Annotated in this window: 3 protein-coding genes; all 3 read left to right on the top strand. The window is 46.3% G+C overall.

Translation table 11 applies throughout. The features are described from left to right. Positions 1 to 228, top strand: a 228-nt coding sequence (locus GHO25_RS26345; protein WP_218581093.1) for a hypothetical protein, incomplete at its 5' end; no start/stop codon positions are given. A 72-nt stretch (positions 229 to 300) separates the two neighbouring features. Beyond that, positions 301 to 1,233: a replication initiation protein gene (locus tag GHO25_RS25400; protein ID WP_153328969.1), complete on the top strand. Its 933-nt coding sequence runs from the start codon at positions 301 to 303 to the stop codon at positions 1,231 to 1,233. A gap of 493 nt (positions 1,234 to 1,726) precedes the next feature. Further along, positions 1,727 to 2,481 (top strand): hypothetical protein (locus GHO25_RS25405; RefSeq protein ID WP_153393309.1); only part of this gene is annotated, 755 nt, incomplete at its 3' end.

A 2,481-nucleotide genomic window follows, 5' to 3' on the forward strand; every position in this document is an offset into this window, starting at 1 on the left:
AGATTATCGGCAATGCTTAACAATCAGATTGTTAAGTGGATATTCTCAATAGGGTCAGGTGATATAGGCAATGAGAATAGGCAAAAAAACAGGATTGAAAAAACAACCGAAGAATTAAGTAAGTTGAACATTTCGAAGGAACAGGCTGAACTACTTGACAGTATGTTCGAGATGGCGGAAACGAAAACCGGCAAGACCCTCGAAAATAGGGTAAGATGGAAAATATAACTTAAAAGATTCCCCTCTGTGTCCGATAGTTTGGCGACAGGAAGACACAGAGGGGGGAGGGACATAAACAGTATGACACAACTACAACTTTTTACAAGCACATTACCAGCAAAACCATATTATACAGATGACCTTGCAACTGGCTTGCACATAGCAAAAGCCGAAATTGCAAAAAAGGCAAAGTATATCCAGCATAACGGACCAACCCATATGTTATGGCTTGCGTTCGACATCGACCGTCCAGGTGCAGCAATGGACTGGTCAGATCGAGGCGCACCGGCTCCTAATCTGACCGTGATGAACAGATCAAACGCACACGCTCACGCCCTCTATGCGCTCCAAACACCAGTTCGCACAGCGCCCGATGGCAGAAAAGCCCCACTCCTGTATGCCGCTGCCGTAGAAAACGCCCTGTGCGAGCTTCTGGACGCTGATAGAGGCTATTCAGGGCTTATTGTGAAGAATCCCCTGCATCACCATTGGCAGGTAACGCAGTGGCATCACGAAGCATACGAATTGGGCGAACTGGCTGACTACCTCGACCTAAAAACCCCAGCACAGCGGAAAAAGGTCGTTGCTGACTATGGATTGGGTAGAAATTGCACCCTTTTCGAGGAACTGCGTAACTGGTCGTATCGAGCAATCCGCCAAGGCTGGCCCGCCTATCGCCAGTGGCTCGATGCCTGCGTAACCCGTGCGCAGATGATAAATCTAAATTTCTCAAACCCTCTTCCGTTCAGTGAAGTGAAGGCGACGGCTACCAGTGTGGCGAAGTGGACACACAAAAGGATCACAGAAAGCGATTTCGAATATTTCGTGGCAAAGACTCACACCAGCGAGATACAGGCACGCCGTGGTCGTTTGGGTGGGCAAGCAAAGGGTAAGACCCGCAGGGAGCAAGGCATTGAGCTAATCGCACAGGGTCGAACCGTAGAAGAAGTTATGGCAATCACTGGTGCCAGCAGAGCAACGATTTTTAATTGGAAAAACAGGATGGAGGGGTGAGAGGGGGAAACCCTGCCCAGAATCCAAGGCGCCCTACGGGCTATTATCTGATATAGGCTATTTAGACTTTTTCCTGCAAAGCCCCGAAACGAAAGGGGATTCCCCTTTTCGAATATCCCCTAAAACGTGCCTCCAACCCTCGACATGCTGCGCCAACGAGTTGGCTTGGTCTCGGGTTATCTGTGTAAGCCATCGCCTCATAACCGTGTAAGGGAATGCCCTATGCAGGGCTATTATCTGATATAGGCTTTTACAATTTTCCCACGTCGAAGCCGGTCAAAATGGCTGACCTCTGGTCAGGCTTTTTGAGGGGCTGGGCTTTTGATTTTGGCGGGTGTCGGGGCGCAGACCTGACCGCAGAGAGGAAGCCAGTGCGAAGCACAAGGCGTGAACCCGCAGGGTTCTCCTATCTAGAATTAAAACGAAATAGTGATGTTTGATTGATATTTCGATTTTAAATGGTATATATATTATATAACAATTAAAATCGAATATGACAATCAAGAACTGGTTCGTAAGAAGCGAGCGCATAAAAGATAAGCATGGAGGGTTAATTAAATACGGCAAGTATTTAGTTAACATGGAACATGCTAATCACAAGAATACCGAGAGCATAATACCGGTATACGGTAATATCGAGAATTTCATTAGAACTTGTTCTAATGAAGCCGTAAGTTTGGACTTGGAGAACTCCCAAAAGAAGGGAGGGCGACCAGTTCAAAGTTATGCGCAAAGTTTTGTTTTCAGTCTTCCTCCAAGTGTGGTTAAACCAACACCGGGCGAATGGAAATCTATAACAAGCGATATCCTAAAAGAACTCGCCAAGAAGTTAGATATTGATATTAATGACTTCAAAGGTCGAGTGTTCGCTAATGTCCACGACCAAGACAATCCACATCTGAATTTAGTGGTGTCCAGAGTCGTCCAGGGCAAGACGTTGAAGGCTTTGGATCAAAAGGGAACGATAGGCGTAGCCAAGAAAGCTTTCAACGCTGCAAGCCTTGCGCGCTGTGGCTTGGACGTGTCTGCATATGAGCCTTTGCAGACGAATGTGGGTCCTCATTTAGCGAAGTGGCAATTGCAACAAAAGGACTCTGAAAAAGCATTAAAAGAAATTGGGCTAAAATCAAAAGCATTCGACAACGATATTGCCAAGACAAAAGAATATGGCAGATTATCGGCAATGCTTAACAATCAGATTGTTAAGTGGATATTCTCAATAGGGTCAGGTGATATAGGCAATGAGAA

Source organism: Pseudomonas sp. FSL R10-1350 (assembly GCF_009600525.1).
GTDB classification, from domain to species: Bacteria; Pseudomonadota; Gammaproteobacteria; order Pseudomonadales; family Pseudomonadaceae; genus Aquipseudomonas; species Aquipseudomonas helleri.